Origin of the sequence: Streptomyces iakyrus (genome assembly GCF_000717055.1) — a bacterium.
GTDB lineage: Bacteria > Actinomycetota > Actinomycetes > Streptomycetales > Streptomycetaceae > Streptomyces > Streptomyces iakyrus.
This window is the reverse complement of the sequence record NZ_JNXI01000002.1, coordinates 386,654-404,224: the sequence shown is the minus strand read 5'-3', so window position 1 is coordinate 404,224 and position 17,571 is coordinate 386,654. Positions and strand designations below refer to the sequence as shown.

15 protein-coding genes and 1 pseudogene are annotated in these 17,571 nt (G+C 73.6%); 10 read left to right on the top strand and 6 right to left on the bottom strand.

Translation table 11 applies throughout. From position 1 onward, the window contains the following. Window positions 1-93: 93 nt before the first annotated feature. Window positions 94-1,260: a YihY/virulence factor BrkB family protein gene (locus OO68_RS04330; RefSeq protein WP_033306729.1), complete on the top strand. Its 1,167-nt coding sequence runs from the start codon at window positions 94-96 to the stop codon at window positions 1,258-1,260. Window positions 1,261-1,272: 12 nt separating this feature from the next. On the opposite strand, the gene OO68_RS04325 is transcribed toward OO68_RS04330, so the two are convergent. Further along, on the bottom strand, window positions 1,273-2,142 hold the full coding sequence (locus OO68_RS04325; RefSeq protein ID WP_033306728.1) for an NmrA family NAD(P)-binding protein: 870 nt from the start codon (window positions 2,140-2,142) through the stop codon (window positions 1,273-1,275). Between the two features lie 81 nt (window positions 2,143-2,223). On the opposite strand from OO68_RS04325, the gene OO68_RS04320 reads away from it, so the two are divergent. Both OO68_RS04320 and OO68_RS04315 read left to right on the top strand, forming a co-directional pair. Next, window positions 2,224-3,159 (top strand): AraC family transcriptional regulator, encoded by a 936-nt coding sequence (locus tag OO68_RS04320; RefSeq protein ID WP_033306727.1) that lies wholly within the window; start codon window positions 2,224-2,226, stop codon window positions 3,157-3,159. 78 nt (window positions 3,160-3,237) lie between these two features. After that, on the top strand, window positions 3,238-3,927 hold the full coding sequence (locus OO68_RS04315) for a helix-turn-helix transcriptional regulator (protein WP_033306916.1): 690 nt from the start codon (window positions 3,238-3,240) through the stop codon (window positions 3,925-3,927). Here the strand turns inward: OO68_RS04315 and OO68_RS04310 are convergent. Then, window positions 3,907-4,311, bottom strand: coding sequence for a VOC family protein (locus tag OO68_RS04310; protein WP_033306726.1), 405 nt, complete (start codon window positions 4,309-4,311; stop codon window positions 3,907-3,909). The genes OO68_RS04315 and OO68_RS04310 overlap by 21 nt on opposite strands. A 156-nt stretch (window positions 4,312-4,467) precedes the next feature. On the opposite strand from OO68_RS04310, the pseudogene OO68_RS42085 reads away from it, so the two are divergent. Further along, window positions 4,468-5,121: pseudogene (locus OO68_RS42085) on the top strand (ThuA domain-containing protein). 241 nt (window positions 5,122-5,362) lie between these two features. Further along, window positions 5,363-5,902, top strand: a complete 540-nt coding sequence (locus tag OO68_RS04300) for a peptidoglycan-binding domain-containing protein (RefSeq protein ID WP_033306725.1) — start codon at window positions 5,363-5,365, stop codon at window positions 5,900-5,902. Between the two features lie 37 nt (window positions 5,903-5,939). Here OO68_RS04300 and OO68_RS04295 read toward each other — a convergent pair whose 3' ends face one another. Together OO68_RS04295 and OO68_RS04290 are read right to left on the bottom strand one after the other, a co-directional pair. Then, window positions 5,940-6,365, bottom strand: coding sequence for a helix-turn-helix domain-containing protein (locus tag OO68_RS04295; RefSeq protein WP_033306724.1), 426 nt, complete (start codon window positions 6,363-6,365; stop codon window positions 5,940-5,942). 221 nt (window positions 6,366-6,586) lie between these two features. Beyond that, window positions 6,587-7,630, bottom strand: a complete 1,044-nt coding sequence (locus OO68_RS04290; RefSeq protein ID WP_033306723.1) for a LacI family DNA-binding transcriptional regulator — start codon at window positions 7,628-7,630, stop codon at window positions 6,587-6,589. A 371-nt stretch (window positions 7,631-8,001) separates the two neighbouring features. On the opposite strand from OO68_RS04290, the gene OO68_RS04285 reads away from it, so the two are divergent. Beyond that, a complete protein-coding gene (locus OO68_RS04285) occupies window positions 8,002-9,606 on the top strand; it encodes a carboxylesterase/lipase family protein (RefSeq protein WP_033306722.1) in 1,605 nt (534 codons plus the stop codon). Between the two features lie 113 nt (window positions 9,607-9,719). Here OO68_RS04285 and mmuM read toward each other — a convergent pair whose 3' ends face one another. Then, window positions 9,720-10,631, bottom strand: a complete 912-nt coding sequence (mmuM, locus tag OO68_RS04280; protein ID WP_033306721.1) for a homocysteine S-methyltransferase — start codon at window positions 10,629-10,631, stop codon at window positions 9,720-9,722. 130 nt (window positions 10,632-10,761) lie between these two features. On the opposite strand from mmuM, the gene OO68_RS04275 reads away from it, so the two are divergent. The 3 genes from OO68_RS04275 to OO68_RS04265 are packed head-to-tail and all read left to right on the top strand — an operon-like array spanning window position 10,762 to window position 14,123. Next, on the top strand, window positions 10,762-12,144 hold the full coding sequence (locus OO68_RS04275) for an amino acid permease (protein WP_033306720.1): 1,383 nt from the start codon (window positions 10,762-10,764) through the stop codon (window positions 12,142-12,144). A 9-nt stretch (window positions 12,145-12,153) separates the two neighbouring features. Beyond that, entirely contained in the window at window positions 12,154-13,272 is a 1,119-nt protein-coding gene (locus OO68_RS04270) for an aminoglycoside phosphotransferase (RefSeq protein WP_033306719.1), read from the top strand. Between the two features lie 23 nt (window positions 13,273-13,295). Beyond that, window positions 13,296-14,123: an MOSC domain-containing protein gene (locus OO68_RS04265; protein WP_033306718.1), complete on the top strand. Its 828-nt coding sequence runs from the start codon at window positions 13,296-13,298 to the stop codon at window positions 14,121-14,123. Window positions 14,124-14,135: 12 nt separating this feature from the next. On the opposite strand, the gene OO68_RS04260 is transcribed toward OO68_RS04265, so the two are convergent. Continuing rightward, entirely contained in the window at window positions 14,136-16,229 is a 2,094-nt protein-coding gene (locus OO68_RS04260; RefSeq protein WP_033306717.1) for an autotransporter-associated beta strand repeat-containing protein, read from the bottom strand. A gap of 219 nt (window positions 16,230-16,448) precedes the next feature. Here OO68_RS04260 and OO68_RS04255 point away from each other — a divergent pair, with 219 nt between their 5' ends. Further along, window positions 16,449-17,570: a glycoside hydrolase family 43 protein gene (locus OO68_RS04255; protein ID WP_033306716.1), complete on the top strand. Its 1,122-nt coding sequence runs from the start codon at window positions 16,449-16,451 to the stop codon at window positions 17,568-17,570. The last annotated feature ends 1 nt before the right edge of the window (window position 17,571 follow it).

The following is a 17,571-nucleotide window of genomic DNA, read 5'->3' as shown; positions in this document are numbered from 1 at the left end:
CGGTAGCACCTTGGCACCCGGCGGACCCGCACCGGTCCGCGAAGACCCGGCCTGTGGGTGAGTGGGGCCGGGCACGGCGGATACCGTTAGGGGGTGCAGCCAGCAAGTGAAACCCCCGACACACCTTCCGGGCGCCTCCACCGGGCGCGGGCCCTCTACCGGAACGTCTCCAAGCGCAGGACCGCCTGGCTGCTGCTCAAGGACACCGTCAACTCCTGCATCGAGTACCGCATCCTGGGCCTCGCGGCCGAGGCCGCCTTCTTCACGCTGCTGTCGGTGCCGCCGCTGCTGCTCAGCATGATCGGGCTGCTGGGCTACGTCGACGCCTGGACCGGCGCCGACACCATCCAGAGCCTCCAGACCAACCTCCTGGAGGCCTCCCGCACCGTCCTGTCCGACCAGGGCGTCCGCGAGATCGCCCAGCCGATCCTGCACGACGTGATGAAGGGCGGCCGTCCCGACGTCATCTCCATCGGCTTCCTGTTCGCCCTGTGGTCGGGCTCCCGCGCGGTGAACGTCTTCATCGACACCATCACCGTGATGTACGGGCTCGACGGTGTCCGGGGCATCGTCAAGACCCGCCTGCTGGCCTTCCTGCTGTTCATCGTGGCCCTGCTGATCGGCTCGGTCGCGCTGCCGCTGATGGTGGCCGGGCCCGACGCCGTGGTGGACGTCGTGCCCTGGTCGACGACGGTCGTACAGGTCCTCTACTGGCCCACGGTGATCCTGCTGTCGATCGCCTTCCTGACGACGCTGTACCACGTGTCCGTCCCCGTCCGCTCCCCGTGGATCGAGGACGTGCCCGGCGCGCTGGTCGCCCTCGGCATGTGGGTGCTCGGCAGCTTCCTGCTGCGGATCTACCTGACCAGCACCGTCGAGGGCCCCACGATCTACGGCTCCCTCGCCGCGCCCGTCGCCGTGCTGCTGTGGATCGGTGTGTCCGCGTTCGCCGTCCTGGTCGGGGCCGCGGTCAACGCCGCCATCGACCGGGTCTGGCCGGCCGCCGCGACGGCCGCGGCCCGCGAGGCCAACGAACGGCTGCGGCAGGCCCAGGTCGCCGAGTACGTGGCCCGCGCCAGTGCCGCGGGCGAGGCCGACCCGGACATGCCCTCCGAGTTCCCGGAACGCTGGTCCCGCTTCCTGCCGCCGGAGGACGTGTCGGCCCGCCTGCGCACCCACGTGAAGAGCACCCACGTGAAGAACACCCAGCTGAAGAGCACCCAGGTCAACGGGGAGGGACCCCCGCCCGAGGACCGGTGAGGGCGCCCCCACTCAGGCCTTCCAGGTCCCGGCCGCGGCCTCCTCGCGCACGAAGTCGCCGAAGTCCCGGGGCGCGCGGCCCAGCACCTCCCGCACGCCGTCCGACAGGTGCGCGTTGCGGCCGTCGAGGAGCGTGCGGAAGACCTCCGTCATCCCCGCCACCTCCTCCGGCGGCACACCGAACCCCGCCAGCGCCTCACCGTAGTCCCGCGTCGAGACGGCCCGGTACGTCAGCGGGCGCCCCGTCGCCGCGGCGATCTCCGCGACGGCCTCCCCGAAGGTCAGCAGCCGGGCCCCGGAGAGGGTGAGGATCCGCTCCGCGTACCGGTCGCCGGAGGTCAGCACGCTCACCACCACGTCCGCGATGTCCCGCACGTCGAGGAACGGCTCGCGCACCCCGTCGGCCGGGAACACCAGCTCGCCGCGCTCCCGCAGCTCCGCCACCAGCGGTCCTTCACTGAAGTTCTGCGCGAACCAGGCCGCCCGCACGACCGTCCAGTCCGCCCCCGAGGCGCGCAGTGCCTCCTCGGTGGGCAGGGCCTGGTCCTCGCCCCGCGCGGACAGCAGCACCAGCCGCCGCACCCCGAGCCCGACCGCCTCCCGCGCGAGTGCCCCGACCACCTCCGCGGCGCCCGGGGCGCCGACGTCCGAGGGGTGGGCGAGGTACGCCGCGTCGGCGCCGCGCAGGGTGTCCGCCCAGGTCGAGGCGTCCCACCAGTCGAAGCCCGTGGCCCGCGAAGCCGCCCGGACCGTGAGCCCGGCCGCCTCTGCGGCCCGCGCCGCCCGGCTGCCGGTACGCCCCGTTGCGCCCGTCACCACCACCGTCGTGACCTGCGTGTCCCGTGCTGTGTTCTCTGTTGAGTTCTCCGCTGTGTTCGTCATACCGCCGAGTCAACTGCCGTACGCCGCACGGAACCATCGCCGAACGGCTCATTCCCATACGCCCGCGTCTACGCTGGCCACATGGACGCTCTCGCCGGTCTGCTGGAGGGGCCCCGAGCGCGGGGCGCGTTCATGATCCGGGCCTGCTTCGACCCGCCGTGGGCGGTCCGCGTGGAGGACCGGGCCCCGCTCACCGTGATGCTCGTCGTCCGCGGCGAGGCCTGCATCGTCCCCGACCGGGGCGAGCAGACGCGGCTGGAGGCCGGGGACCTCGCCGTCGCCCGCGGCCCGGACCCGTACACCTGCTCCGACGCGCCCGGCACGGCACCGCAGGCGGTGATCCTGCCGCACCAGGAGTGCCGCTACCCCGACGGACGCCCCCTCAACGGCTCCATGGACCTCGGCGTGCGCACCTGGGGCGACCGGCTCGACGGGGACACCGTGATGCTGATCGGCACCTACCCGATGCGGGGCGAGGTCGGCGGGCGGCTGCTGGACGCCCTGCCGCCGCTGCTCACCCTCCCGTCCGACGTGTGGGACTGCCCGCTCACGCCGTACCTCATGGAGGAGATCGTCCGGGACGAGCCCGGGCAGGAGGTCCTCCTGGACCGGCTGCTGGACCTGCTGGTCATCGCCGCGCTGCGGGCCTGGTTCGCACGCCCCGAGGCGGAGGCACCGGCCTGGTACCGGGCCCTCGCCGACCCGGTCGTCGGCGGCGTGCTGCGCCTGCTCCAGGACGACCCGGCCCACCCCTGGACCGTCGCCTCGCTCGCCGCGAAGGCCGGGGTGTCCCGGGCGGCGCTGGCCCGCCGCTTCACCGCCCTGGTGGGCGAACCGCCGATGACCTACCTGACCGGCTGGCGCCTCGCCCTCGCCGCCGACCGCCTGCGCGACTCCGCCGACACCCTCGACGCGGTGGCCCGCAGGGTGGGCTACGGCAGCGCCTTCGCCCTGTCGACGGCGTTCAAGCGCGTCTACGGGGTGAGCCCGGTGGAGTACCGGGGGCGGGTGACGTAGCGGCACGGGCCGTACCCGGCCGACCCCCGGTCCGGTTTGCCGGTGCCCGTCGCCGTGCCGCGGCGTAGCCTGGCCCTCGTGTACGTGGAGCGGGCGTCGCGGCTGCCCGGGGCCGTCGTGTGGACCAACACCCCGACGGGGCCCGGGACGGGGCGTGTCCTGCCCGACGGGTGCATGGATCTGCTGTGGCACGACGGGCGGCTGATGGTCGCCGGGCCCGATACCCGCGCGTACCTCCCGGACGGTGTGACCGGGCCCTGGGCCGGCATCCGCTTCTACCCGGGCACGGCCCCGGCGCTCCTGGGCGTGCCGGCGCACGAGCTGCGCGACCGGCGCGTCGAGCTCGCGGACCTGTGGCCGGCCGCGCAGGTACGGCGCATGTCCGGCCGGGTGAACGCGGCCCCCGACCCGGCGAGCGGCCTGGAGGAACTGGCGCTGCGGCGTGCGGCCGGTGCCGAACCCCCCGACCCGCTGCTCCGGCAGATCGTCACCGCCCTCGACGCGGGCCGTCCGGTCGCCGCCACCGCCGACGAACTCGGCGTGAGCGCACGTCAGTTGCACCGTCGCTCGCGGTCCGCCTTCGGCTACGGCCCCAAGACCCTGGCCCGCATCCTGCGGCTGCACCGCGCCCTCGCCCTGGCCAGGGCCGGCGTGTCCTTCGCGGAGACCGCCGCCCGGGCTGGTTACGCCGACCAGGCCCATCTGGCCCGCGACGTGAGGGAGTTGTCAGGTCTGCCGCTGGGTGAGCTACTCGGCCGCGGCGGCTAGCGGGGCGAACAGGTCCACCCCGTTGCCGTCCGGGTCGTCCACCACGGCGTACCGCTGCCCCCAGAAGGCGTCCCACGGCTTGAGCTCGCCGTGATACCCCGAGCCGACCAGCTCCTCGAACAGCGCGTCCACCTCCTCCGGGCTGTCGCAGCGCAGAGCCAGCGAAGTCCTGCCCCCGCCCGCGGGCGGCTGCCAGCCGGGCAGGAAGGAGCGGACCGTCTCCTCGGTGTCGAGCAACAGCCGCAGCCCGCCGGGCAGTTCCGCCTCGGCGTGCGGCTGGTTCTCGGCGCCGTCCGGGAAGGCGAACCCGATCCGGCGGTAGAACGCGACGGAGGCGGCCATGTCGGAGACGACCAGGCCGATGGCATCGAATCGTGCAGTCATGGAGCCACCGTAGGCAGGCCGGCACGGCCCGGTCTTGAAGAAAACGGACGCCCCGCGCCGCCCCCCCCCGGATGCCCGCCGGTTGCGCCCGGTCCGAAAATTTCGGTCGTCCCACGGTCCTCCCCGGAGGCCCCCGGTCTCCTGGGTTCGGATCCCATGGCACCGCGACTGCTCGCCCACACCCGTACCACCGGCTACCGGCACGACTCCATCCCGGCCGGCATCGCCGCCCTGCGCACCCTCGGGGACTTCGAGGTCCACGCCACCGAGGACCCGGCCGCCCTCGAACAGCGCCTGGACACCTGTGCGGCCGTGGTGTTCCTCTCCACCAGCGGCGAGATCCTCACCCCGGCCGTGCGGGAACGGCTCGCCGCCTAAGTGGAGTCGGGCGGCGGCTTCGTGGGCGTGCATGCGGCCGCCTGCACGGAGGACGAGTGGCCGTACTACGGCGACCTGCTGGGCGCGCGGTTCGCCCGGCACCCGCTGCACCAGCCCGGCAAGGCCGTCGTCGAGGACCACGACCATCCGGCGACCCGTCACCTGCCCGCCGTCCGGGACGTCACCGACGAGTGGTACGACTTCCGCACCAGCCCACGCGGCAGGGTCCGCGTCCTGGCCGCCGCCGACGAGTCCTCCTACGAGGGCGGCGGCATGGGCGCCGACCACCCCCTGGTCTGGTGCCGCGACCACGGCGAGGGCCGTGTCTTCTCCACGGCCCTCGGCCACGCCCGCGAGGCCTACGAGGACCCGGCCTTCCGCGCCCACCTCCTGGGCGGCATCACCTGGGCGGCCCGGCTCCCGGCCCCCTGACCGCGCCCGGCACCGCTGCCGCGCCCGCCGCCGTCGGCCCTCCGGCCCGGGCGCGGTCCCCGCCGGCCCGTCCCCGGCCGGGACGCCGCCGCACCGCGCGTGAACCGTCCCAGGGCGGTCCGGGGACGCCGGCAGGGCTCGCCGCGGGTACCGCCGGCCCGTGAGGCTGTGCCGTGCCAGACGAGACGAGCCGCCCCAGGGGAAACCCGCCGGGGGACGGCGGTTCGGAAAGGACAACCGCATGAGCATGCGCAATCGGGCCGTGGCGATGGCGACGGCCGTGGTGCTGGGGGCCGGGGGGACCGGCATCGCCCTGGCCCCGGCGGCGAACGCCGCGCCCGCCTACTTCGGCATCGACGGCAAGGGCATCGTGACCAACGACTGGGAGGACGAGGAGAACCTCGGCGTCGACGCCTACTCCAGGGGCAACGCCATCGCCCTGTGGGAGACCGTGCTGTGGGCGGACGGCGCCGAGTGGGAGGACGACGAGGGCGAGTCGCAGCCCTTCAGGAAGAGCCGGATCGACGGCTCCTTCGGGCCGGAGACCGAGTCGGCCACCCAGTGGTGGCAGAGCCGGCACAACCTCCCCGAGACCGACGGCACCGTCGACAGTGAGAGCTGGGACTTCGCCCAGAGCCGGCTCCAGAGCCTCCCGGGCAACATCGTCCAGTACAAGGGCCTCGTGCGGAACGTCAACTTCAAGCGCGTGGGCGGCAAGTACCAGGTGAAGCTGAAGAACGTCGGGCCGTGGAAGTACGCCCACTACCGCACGGTCGGCTGAGCCGCACCGCCGCCGGGGGAGCGGCCGGCCGTGACGGTCATCCGCTCCCCGAGGGCAGCATCCACAACAGCCCGGCCAGCAGCACGACGATGACCCCGAACGACACCAGGGCCGCCGCCCGCCAGCGCCTGTACTCGGCACCGGCCGGCGGTGCGTCCGCCACCGGCCCCGCGGGCCCGGCCGCCGCCGGCACCCCGTGGGGCCACGTCGTGTCGGCCAGATCCCACAGCGCCAGCAGCCGTGCCTGGTCGGCCCCCGCCACCCGGCACAGCGCCTGCACCGCTCCGCGCGGCGGCTGTTTGGCCCCACTGAGATACCGCTGCCACGACGACTTGCTGTAGGCGGTCCGCCGGGCCAGCTCGGCGAGGCTCAGCCCGGTGCGGTCCTTCAGGGTCCGCAGCTGCTCGACCAGGTGCCGCGCCTCCCGCGGCAGAACGTCCGGAAGCGGCCGCCAGCGTGTCATGGTCGTCCCCCCACTGCTCGCCGCCGCCCCGCCCCCGGACACCGGCCCCTCCCCACCGCACCGTTCGACGCCGGTCCGTCCCGGCCAGTTCCCCCGGGTGGCGGGCGCGCGACGCGTACGAGGGGTGTGCGGCAGACGCCCGCACGACCACGGGCCGGGCCCTGTGCGCCGGTCGGGGCGAGGCGCTGGGGCCGACCGCTCGTGCGCGGCCCGGAGCGCTCCTACGTGCGCGGCGCCGCCGTACTCGCCCGTTCCACCAGGCGCGTCGACAGCTCGGTGCGCGTGCTCTCGGGACGGTGCCCGTCCATCATGCGCAGCAGCGACCGCAGGGCCGTCGCGGCCATCTCGGACAGCGGCTGGCGGACGGTGGTCAGGGCGGGGGAGGCCCAGCGGGCCTCGGGCAGGTCGTCGAAGCCGACCACACTGATGTCGTCCGGGACCCCCAACCCCCTTTCGGCCAAGGCCTCGTAGACACCCAGCGCCATCCGGTCCGAGCAGACGAAGACGGCGGTCGGCGGCTCGGGCAGGTCGAGGAGTTCCAGCATGCGGCGGTGGGCCACGCTCTCGTCGAAACCGGCGTGCCGGACGTACTCGGCGCGGTGCCGGACCCCGGCCGACGCGAGCGCCGAACGGTATCCGGCGACCCGCGCGCTGCTGCACATCGTGCGCCGTGGACCGGCGATGACCGCGATCCTCTCGTGGCCCAGGGACAGCAGATGCTCCGTGGCCGTCAGACCGCCCTGCCAGTTCGCGGCGCCCACCGAGACCACGCCCTCCGGCGGTTCCTGCACCGGGTCGATCATCACGAACGGTATGCGGTGCTGCTCCAGCCACGCGTACTGCGAGTCGCTCAGCTCGGCCAGGTTGAACAGGACCCCGGAGGAACCGCGGGCGACCAGCTTGTCGAGCCAGCCGCGTTCCGGGCGGCCGACCCGGGAGCGGATCAGGGCCGCCGACACCACGACCTCCAGGCCCGCGTCGTGCGCCGCGTCCTCCGCCCCGTGCAGCACCGCGCCCGACCAGGAGCTCTCCAGCGAGTGCACGACCAGATCGACCAGCCGGGGTGCCTTCGCCGCTTCGAAGCGGGGTCTGCGCACGTAGCCGAGCCGGTCGAGTGCCTCGGTGACACGGCGGCGGGTCTCGGGTGCCACGTCCTCGCGGCCGTTGACCACCTTCGACGCGGTCGGCACCGACACCCCCGCCTCGCGCGCCACGACCGCCAGCGTCGGACCGGCAGCCGTGCTCGCACTCGCCGTACGGACCATCGGGAACCCACCTCTCCGGCCCGCCCGAGGGCCGTGGAAAGTTTCGACCAGCTCTGCGCACGGCGGACACGGAGGACCGCAGGGCAGAAAGCGCTTCCTACTGTAGGTGCGGCGCAGGACGGGTGGAAGAGAAGTGAATTCGCCGCTTGACGCCGGTCAAAACTTTCGAAACCCCGAACAACTCGCTCAGCAGGGTGTGCAGGTCAGCCGAAACGAGGCAGTCGCACACCGCGATCGGCTCCGTCTCGCGCGGCCAGGTCGCCGAGTAACCCGAACAGCCCTCCCGCCCGCCCGTGCACCGGAATACCGGAACACAATGAGTTGCTCTGATCTTCACGGTGCACGAGCGCGGTGAGGAGGCTGGTGGACGGATGACGGCAGACCAGACGGACCCCGTGGTGAGGACGCCCTTCGGTGCCCTGCGGGGCCGGTACGAACGCGGTGTCGCGGTCTTCCGCGGCATCCCGTACGCGGCCCCGCCCTTCGGCCCCCGCCGCTTCCGCCCACCCGTGCCCGTGCCGCCCTGGGACGGTGTCCGCGACGCGGGCGCCTTCGGCCCCACCCCGCCGAAACCGCCGTACTCCGACGCCTTCGCCCACTACCTGTCCGACCCGGTCGTGCCGGGTGACGACTGCCTCAACCTCAACGTCTGGACCCCGCAGCCCGCCCCCGGGGCCCGCCTGCCCGTCCTCATCTGGCTGCACGGGGGCGCCCTGACCCGAGGATCCTCCGCCGTACCCGTCTACGACGGCCACTCCTTCGCCCGCGACGGCGTGGTCTGTGTGTCGATCAACTACCGGCTGGGGGTCGAGGGCTACGGCCTGTTCCCGGATACGCCCCCGAACCCCGGCCTGCGGGACCAGATCGCCGCTCTGGCCTGGGTGCACGAGGCCATCGAGGCCTTCGGCGGCGACCCCGGCCGCATCACCCTGTTCGGCCAGTCCGCCGGGGCGATCAGCATCGGCGCCCTCCTAGCCGCCCCGCAGACCCAGGGGCTGGTGCGCCGGGCCGTCCTGCAGAGCGGACCGCCCGAGGCGTCCGAGCGGGCCAAGGTGCGGCGGATGGTGCGCCGGATGGCCGCACGGCTGAAGATCCCCGCCACCGCGGAGGCCTTCGCCGCCGTCGACCGCGACCTGCTGCTGCGCACCCAGGCCGAGGTGGGGAAGCGGAGCAGCCCGGTCGTCGGCGGCCCCGCCTTCGGCCTCGTCGTCGACGGCGACGTCGTCCCCCGCGACCCCTTGGAGGCCCTCACGGACGGCGGCGCCGCCCCCGGCGTCGAGCTGCTGCTGGGCTGGACCCGCGACGAGTACCGGCTGTGGCTGGTGCCGGGCGGTCTGCTGGAGCGCGTCGACCGGCTCGGGGCCGTCGCCGTCGCGGGCGCCATGGCCCGCTGCCACTGCGGCAGCGAGGTCCCGCGCGGCTACCGCACCCTGCACCCCGAGGCGGGCACGGCGGAGATCGTCGGCCAGCTCGTCACCGACCACCTGCTCCGCCTCCCCCTGCACCACCTCGCCGACGCCCGCACGGAACCGTCGTACGTCTATGAGTTCGCCTGGCCCTCGAACCTGCCCGGCCTCGGCTCGTGCCACGCGCTGGAGCTGGGCTTCGTCTTCGACACCGGGGAGGCCGCGGAGTCCCGGAAACTGGCGGGCGAGGGCGCGCCGCAGGAACTGGCGGACGCCATGCACGCGGCCTGGGTGCGGTTCGCCACGGACGGCGACCCGGGCTGGGAGCGCTGGGACGCGGCCCACCCGGTGCGCGTCTTCGGAGACCGCGCACCGGACGCCGAGGACGGAGTCTCCTACACGGCGTACGGCCCCCGGGACCGAGAACTCGCCCTCTGGCAGGCAGACGCCCTCAGGCTCCCGGAACCCGCCCCCGTGACGGTCCCGGCCGATGTCTCGCCCGCCCGCGGTACCGAACTGCGCTCGGCCGTACGGCGGCTGCGCCGCTCCGGCGCCCTGCGGCGTCACTGACGGCTGCTCACTCGCCGAGCGGGCAGGGCTCAGCGGGGCCCCGCGGGGCTCAGCGGGCCCGGGGCGGTTCTTCCTCGTCATGGGGACCGCCGGGAGTGCGGTCCGCCGGCGCGCTACGCCGCCTCCAGCGCCCCCGCGATGCCCGCGACGCCGTCCGGACCGACCCGGCAGCAGCCGCCGATCAGCCGGGCCCCGGCCTGCTGCCAGCCCTTCACCTGGCCGACGGTGAAGGTGGACCGGCCGGTCCAGGCACGGGCCCCGGCGTCCCAGGTCTCCCCGCTGTTGGGGTAGACGACGACCGGCTTGCCGGTGACCCGCGCCGCCGTCGCGGCCGCGCCGTCCACGTCCTGCGGAGCGCAGCAGTTCACCCCGACCGCGATCACCTCGTCCGCCTCGGCGGCCAGGGCGAAGGCCTCCTCCAGCGGCTGCCCGGCACGGGTGCGGTCCCCGGCGACGGAATACGTCAGCCAGGCCGGCACCCCGAGCCCGCGCACCGCCCGCAGCAGGGCCGCGGCCTCGTCCGCGTCCGGGACCGTCTCCAGTGCGAGGACGTCGGGCCCGGCCGCGGCCAGCACCTCAAGGCGCGGCCGGTGGAAACGTTCCAGCTCGTCCACGCTCAGCCCGTAGCGCCCCCGGTACTCCGAACCGTCCGCGAGCATCGCCCCGTACGGACCGGCCGAGGCCGCCACCCACAGGGGCCGTGACACACCCGCCCGCCGGGCCGCCTCCCGGGCCGACTCCACGCTCAGCGCCATGAGTCCGGCCGCCCGCTCAGGGCCGATCCCGCGCTGGGCGAACCCCTCGAACGTGGCCTGGTAGCTGGCCGTGATCGCCACGTCCGCACCTGCCCGGAAGTAGGCGAGGTGCGCCTCGGTCACCGCCTCCGGCTGTTCGGCGAGCAGCCGCGCCGACCACAGCTCGTCGCTCAGGTCGTGCCCGGCCGATTCGAGCTGGTTGGACATGCCGCCGTCGAGGACGACCGTCCCGGCGGCAAGGGCTTCGGCGAGGGTGATGGTGCGCGTCATGCGAACGACCGTAACCGAGATCCGCCCGCGCCCCCCTGCCGACTGTGTCCATTAGATGAACAGGTCGACCAGCATATGGGATGACCGTTTACGATCAGGACCCTCCCCCTCCGCTTGTACAGGAACCCTCATGACCGTCCCCAGCCCCACCGAGGCCACCGAACCCGCCGAGCCGGCCACCCCCGCGGCGCCCGCTCCCCGCCGCACCTTCGGCCTCGCCGCCGCTACGGCCCTCGTCATGGGCAACATCATCGGCGGCGGCATCTTCGCCCTGCCCGCCACCGTCGCCCCCTACGGCACGGTCAGCCTCCTCGCCTTCCTCGTGCTCTCGGTCGGAGCCGTCCTGCTCGCGCTGCTCTTCGGCAAGCTGGCCCGGCGCAGCCCCGTCACCGGCGGCCTCTACGTCTACCCACGGGACGCCTTCGGCGAGTTCGCCGGGTTCCTGTCGGCCTGGTCGTACTGGACGATGTGCTGGGTCAGCATCGCCGCCCTGGCCGTCGCGGTCGTCGGCTACGTCGACGTCCTGATACCCCTGCACGGCAACCACGCCCTCCAGGCCCTCGTCGCCCTGGCCGCCCTCTGGCTGCCCGCCGCCGCCAACTTCGCGGGCACACGCTGGGTCGGCACGGTGCAGGTCGTCTCCACGATCCTGAAGTTCGTCCCGCTGCTCCTGCTCGCCACGGTCGGCCTGTTCTTCGTCGACGCGGACAACTTCGGCCCGTTCAACGCATCCGGTCAAAGCGTCGCCGGGGCGCTCGCCGCCTCCGCCGCCCTGCTGCTGTACAGCTTCCTCGGCGTCGAGTCGGCCGCCGTCAGCGCCGGTGAGGTCCGTGAGCCCGAGCGCACGGTCGGCCGCGCGAGCGTCCTCGGCACCCTGGCCTCCGCCCTCGTCTACGTCCTCGGCACCGTCGCCGTCTTCGGACTGGTCCCGCACGACCGGCTCGTCGACTCGGGCGCCCCCTTCGCCGATGCCGTGAACGCGATCACGGGGAGCGGCTGGGGCGGCACCGCCATCGCCCTGGTCGCCGTCGCCTCGATCACCGGCTGCCTCAACGGCTGGATCCTCATGGCCGCGCAGATGCCGTACGCCGCCGCCCGCGACGGCCTCTTCCCCGCGCCGTTCGCCCGCCTCGGCAAGGGCGGCGTCCCGGGCTTCGGGGTGTGGGCCTGCGCCGTCCTCGGCACCCTCCTCATCGGCCTCAACTACACGGCCGGCCCGGACACCACCTTCCGCGTCCTCGTCCTGATCACGACGTTCACGGGCTGCGTGCCCTACCTGCTGTCGGCCGCCGCCCAGTTGTACTGGCTGGCCCGCGGAACCCGCGAGCGCGTCCGCCCCGCGGGCCTGGCCCGGGACCTGACGGTCGCCGTGCTCTCCTTCGGCTTCTCGTTCTGGCTGATCGCCGGTGCCGGGTACGCCGCCGTGTACCAGGGCGTGCTGTTCCTGTTCGCCGGTATCCCGGTGTACGTGTGGCTGCGGGGACGCAAGGACACGGCGGAGGCGGCGGCATAGCATCGGGGGATGCCCGAGGTCGTTGCAGCGCATGCCGAAGTCCGTGAGGTCCTGGGAGTCCCGGCGCACGAGGCGGTGTTCGAGCCGCTCCCGCACAACCCGTCCAACGGTGTCACGGCCGGGGTGTGGCGGGTCACCGGCGGCGGCCACTCGGCCGTCCTGAAGGTGCTGACGCGCACGAAGGAGACCAGCGTCGCGTGGTCGGCCTCCAACGACCCGCGGCACTGGAACTTCTGGCGCCGCGAGGCGTACGTCTACCGGTCCGGGCTCGCCCGGCTCTGGCAGCGGCACGGCATCCGCGCGCCCCGGCTGCTGGAGTGCGCCGAACGCCCGGACGGCGACGTGGCGTTGTGGCTGGAGGACGTGCCGGGCGAACCGGCGACGACCTGGCCCCTCAGCCGCCACGTCGACTATGCCCACCGCCTGGGCGCCGCACACGGCGCGGTGGGCGCGGGGGAGGACACCCCCTGGCTCTCCCAGCGCTTCCTGCGGGACTACACGGCGGGGAAGACGACGGGCGAGGCCCTGCTCGACACCGACGAGGCGTGGCAGCACCCCCTGGTCCGGCGGCATTTCCCGCCCGGCCTGCGCGAGGACATGGTCCGCCTCCACCACGACCGCGAGTGGTTCCTCACGGTCATGGAGTCGCTGCCCCGCGCCCTGTGCCACCTCGACCAGTGGCCGGCGAACGTCAGCTCCGGCGGCGCCGGCGCCGCCGTCCTGCTCGACTGGGCGTTCACCGGCGACGGCGCCCTCGGCGAGGACCTCGGCAACTACCTCCCGGCCTCCGTCTTCGACCTGTTCGTGCCCGCCGCAGAACTGCCCGGCCTGGCCAAGTCGGCGTACGACGCCTATCTGCACGGCCTGCGCGAGAGCGGCTGGCGCGGCGACGAACACCTCGTACGACTCGGCGTGTGCGCCTCCGCCGTGAAGTACGACTGGCTCACGGCCCTGATGCTGGCGCGGGCGGAGGAGGAGCAGGTGGCCTACGGCGGCCAGGGCACCGTGCCGGCCGCACTCCGCTACCGGGAACGGGGCCTGGCCCTGGCCTTCCTGGCCGAATGGGCGGCCGAGGCACGCCAACTGGCGCCCCGCCTCGGATTCCCCGAAGCCCCCAGCGGCCGCTGAGGCCCGCAACGGAAGGGAAGGTCATGGCACGCGTCGTCGAGTTGTCGTACTACCCGGTCAAGGGCTGCGCCGGCACGTCGGCCGATGAGGCGCTGCTGACGCCGGCCGGACTGGCGCACGACCGCAGCTTCATGGTCGTCAGTGAGGACGGCGTGTACCGGACGCAGCGCCGGGACCCGCTGCTGGCCGTCATCCGGCCCCGCATCACCCCCGACGGCGACCACCTCGCGCTCACCGCGCCCGGGGCCGCGTCCCTCCACCTCCGGGTGGACACCTCCGGCACCCGTCGGAAGGTCGACCTGTTCGGAACCGCTTACCAGGGCATCGACCAGGGCGACGAGGCGGCGGACTGGCTCACGTACGTGCTCGGCGCACCGAGCCGTCTGGTCCGGACACCACCGGAACACGACCGGGTGACCGACGGCCGGACACCCGGCACTTCGGGCTACGCCGACAGCAGCGCCCTGCACGTCATCTCCCGCTCCACCCTCGACCACCTCAACACCCGGCTGACCGCCCGCGGCGTCCACCCCCTCCCACTGAACCGCTTCCGCCCCAACATCGTCATCGACGGCTGGGACGCCCCCCACACGGAGGACCGTGCCCACCGCCTCCGCATCGGCGACACCGACCTCGGCTACGCCAAACTCGCCATCCGCTGCGCGGTCACCCTGGTCGACCAGCACACCGCCACCCGAGCGGGCCCGGAACCCCTGCGCACCCTCGCCGCCTACCGGCGCGCCGCCCAGGGCGGAGTCGCCTTCGGCACGAAGTACGCGGTGCTCCGGCCCGGCCGGATGGCGGTGGGGGACGAGGTGACGGTGACGGTGTGGGGGGATGCGGAGCTGTGAGCACCGGGCGGGTCAACGCCGCGCGCGGCCCGCGTGCCGTCCGCCCCGGCGGCCGCCCCGCCCCCGCAGTGCCGCCACCGGCACCGCGAGGCTGATGGTCAGGCCGGCGGCGAGGGCGTAGGGCCACCAGCCGAAGCCGACGGCTTTCGAGACGCCGGCGCTGCGCGGGTTCGCGGGGACCGGGGCGGCCGGGGCAGGGGCGGAGCGGCCGGGGGAGGTGACGGCCGTCAGGACGACGTCGTTGCCGTCGCCGCCCCGGTAACTGATCCGGTAGGGCGTGTCCGCCCGCTTCAGAAGGGCGCCTTCCCGCAGGCCGGTGAAGGCCCCCGAGGTAGCGGCCTTGCCCTTGTTGTCGAGCACGGTGATCTCGCGAGCCGCGCGAGGGGCGGCCGGCACGTCGAGGTGCCCGGCCAGCCGGGCCCGGCCCGTCACCGTCAGCGGCTTGTCCCGCAGGACCAGTGTGCCCTCGGGGCTCTGGGTGTAGGGGCCGTCGACGGTGAGGCCCGTCGTGACGGTGCCGTCGTTGGCGACCGTGCCGCTCACGGTGCCCTTGCCGGTCAGCGTCGTCGCCACCCGCAGGCCCGGCCGGCCCGCGTCCAGCCGTGCGCCGGCCGAGGTGAGCCGGATCGAGCTGCTGCGGGTGAGAGCGGCTCCGTCGCGCAGGGCAAGGGTGCCTTCGGAGACCGTCGTCGGCCCGGTGTACGTCACCGCCCGGCCCGTCAGGGTCGTCGGGGCGGTGCCCGACTGGGTGAGGGAGCCGCTGCCGCCGATGCGGGACAGAGTGAGGGGCCTGGTCCGGTTGCGCAGGACCAGGGAGCCGTCGTTGACGAGCCCGTAGTGGGCGCCGCCGGTGTACAGGCCGCCGTCGCCGCCCCGTTCGCCGCTGCCCAGGCGCAGGACCGCGCCCTTCTCCACCGTGGTGGCGCCGTCGTAGTACTGCACGGCCGCGAAGGTCACGTCGTTGCCGGGGGTGCCCGCGATGACGACGTCGCCCGCGCCGGGGGCCGACAGGGTGTCGTGGAACCGGCCGCCGCCGATGGGGGCGCCGAGCGTCACCGGGCCGTTGTAGTCGAAGGTGAGCCGGGAGCGGGAGCGGGCCGCCAGCAGGTTGATGTAAACGGTCTCCGCCGTGCCCGGCATGAAGATCCGGGCGGTCGTGCCGTCGCCCCACCGGACGTCCGCGCCCTTGATGTTGGTGCCGCGCTTGTTGACGTGTCTGCGGGCCGGCGTCCAGTTGAGGGCCGGGTCGCTGAGCGACGGGTCCGTGTCACCGCCCTGGTCCGACCAGCTGTACTGCCCGGTCAGGACGACTTTCCCGCCCGGCCGCGACTGGACGTTGATGTCGCTGCCGTACTGGCGCTGGTAGAAGTCCATGCCCATCGTGACGGTCCGGCCCAGCGGCGTGTCGACCGTCCAGGTGCCCTGGTTGAGGATCTTGCGCACGCGCGGTAGCGAGGTCGCGTACTCGGGCCGTCCGGCGTTGGCCTGCGTGCCGTTGTCGATCACCCCGGAGAAGGAGTGGGTGCCCGACAGGTCCCACGTGCCCCACAGGAACCGCGGCTGCGTGATCAGGCCCGAGCCGCTGATCGTGCCCAGGTTGTAGGCGCTCTTCAGCGACAGCCGCAGGGTGCCGTCGACCCGGATGTTGTCCTGGTTGAGGCGGAACGCCGGGGTGTCGTACGGGAAGCGGCCGATCAGGCCCGTCGTACCGCCGTTGCCGTACTGGAGCGTCGCGCCCCGCTCCACCGTGACCGCCGGCGGGTCGGGATGGGTGACGGTGACGTACGGGTGATGGCCGCCCGGCGTCCGTACCTGCTGCCGCTGCCGGGACTCGGGGAGCGTGAAGTCGCTGTCCCTGGTGAGGACCAGCGTTCCGCCGCCGCGCACCGTGAGCGTGCCCTCGCCGCGGAAGACGCCGTCGTACGTCGTCGTCCCGGGCGGCACGGTGACGACCGTGTCGCCGTCGAGTCTCACGCTCCGGCCGGCCAGCACGTCGGCCGTGACGTCCCGGGGGCCGGCGGCGGCCGCCGGGGGAGCGGTGAGCAGAGAGGCGACCGCCGCGAGGACGCCCGCGGCCGCTGCTGTGGTGTGGGTGAGGCGGGGCACATCACCGGAGACGGGCCATGTCCCCTTCGATAACAGAAACTTCGGCGGCCGCCGTTTCCGGAACGGGCCGGACGGGTTCGTCCCGTCAGACCCGTTGACCTGCTCGTGTCACCCCCTTACCTTTCCACCGTTCGTAATGACAGATGGTGTTCGAAATCTCAGACGGCGCATTGGACGACGACGCCGTGTGTCCCCCCAGCGAGAGGCAGGCCCCACCGCATGAGCCGCGACCGCGACCACGCTCTGCCCGAACCCCCCAGCCGCAGACTGCTGCTGAAGGGCGCCGCAGCCGCCGGTGCCCTGGCCGCAGTCCCCGCCCTCCCCGGCGTCGCCGAGGCGGCGCCCCAGGGTGGAACCGCTGCCGGAACACCCGCCGGGCGCCCCAAGCCGGCCCCCTTCGTGAACCCCCTCGTCCGCAACCGCGCCGACCCGCACATCCACCGGCACAAGGACGGTCTCTACTACTTCACCGCCACCGCCCCCGAGTACGACCGCATCATCCTGCGGCGCTCCCGCACCCTGGGCGGACTCGGCACGGCGGACGAGTCCGTCATCTGGCGCGCCCACCCCACCGGCCCCATGGGCGCCCACATCTGGGCGCCCGAACTGCACCGCATCGGCGGCAAGTGGTACATCTACTTCGCCTCCGCGCCCGCCGAGGACGTCTGGGCGATCCGGATATGGGTGCTGGAGAACGCCCACCCCAACCCCTTCAAGGGCACCTGGGTGGAGCGGGGCCAGATCAAGACGGCGTGGGAAACCTTCTCCCTGGACGCCACCACCTTCACCCACCGGGGCAAGCGCTACCTCGCCTGGGCCCAGCACGAGCCCGGCATGGACAACAACACCGGCATCTTCCTCTCCGAGATGGCGAACCCGTGGACCCTGAAGGGGCCGCAGGTGCGGCTCTCCACCCCGGAGTACGACTGGGAGTGCATCGGGTTCAAGGTCAACGAGGGCCCCTACGTCCTCAAGCGCAACGGCCGCCTCTTCATGACGTATTCAGCCAGCGCCACCGACTTCAACTACTGCGTGGGCCTGCTGACCGCCGACGCCGACAGCCACCTCCTGGACCCCCTGAGCTGGAGCAAGTCGCCGAGCCCGGTCTTCACCAGCAACGACACGACCAAGCAGTACGGCCCCGGCCACAACTGCTTCACCGTCGCCGAGGACGGCCGCACCGACGTCCTCGTCTACCACGCCCGCCAGTACAAGGAGATCAACGGCGACCCACTGAACGACCCCAACCGCCACACCCGCGTCCAGAAACTCGGCTGGAAGCGCGACGGCACCCCCGACTTCGGCGTCCCCGTCGCCGACGCGGTGAAAGTGAGCGACTGAC

Coding starts and splice junctions, on each gene's coding strand:
- OO68_RS04290 (WP_033306723.1), bottom strand. CDS start 7,630: ATGGTCCGTACGGCGAGTGCGAGCACGGCTGCCGGTCCGACGCTGGCG.
- mmuM (WP_033306721.1), bottom strand. CDS start 10,631: ATGACGCGCACCATCACCCTCGCCGAAGCCCTTGCCGCCGGGACGGTC.
- OO68_RS04270 (WP_033306719.1), top strand. CDS start 12,154: ATGCCCGAGGTCGTTGCAGCGCATGCCGAAGTCCGTGAGGTCCTGGGA.
- OO68_RS04300 (WP_033306725.1), top strand. CDS start 5,363: ATGAGCATGCGCAATCGGGCCGTGGCGATGGCGACGGCCGTGGTGCTG.
- OO68_RS04255 (WP_033306716.1), top strand. CDS start 16,449: ATGAGCCGCGACCGCGACCACGCTCTGCCCGAACCCCCCAGCCGCAGA.
- OO68_RS04285 (WP_033306722.1), top strand. CDS start 8,002: ATGACGGCAGACCAGACGGACCCCGTGGTGAGGACGCCCTTCGGTGCC.
- OO68_RS04265 (WP_033306718.1), top strand. CDS start 13,296: ATGGCACGCGTCGTCGAGTTGTCGTACTACCCGGTCAAGGGCTGCGCC.
- OO68_RS04320 (WP_033306727.1), top strand. CDS start 2,224: ATGGACGCTCTCGCCGGTCTGCTGGAGGGGCCCCGAGCGCGGGGCGCG.
- OO68_RS04275 (WP_033306720.1), top strand. CDS start 10,762: ATGACCGTCCCCAGCCCCACCGAGGCCACCGAACCCGCCGAGCCGGCC.
- OO68_RS04295 (WP_033306724.1), bottom strand. CDS start 6,365: ATGACACGCTGGCGGCCGCTTCCGGACGTTCTGCCGCGGGAGGCGCGG.
- OO68_RS04310 (WP_033306726.1), bottom strand. CDS start 4,311: ATGACTGCACGATTCGATGCCATCGGCCTGGTCGTCTCCGACATGGCC.
- OO68_RS04325 (WP_033306728.1), bottom strand. CDS start 2,142: ATGACGAACACAGCGGAGAACTCAACAGAGAACACAGCACGGGACACG.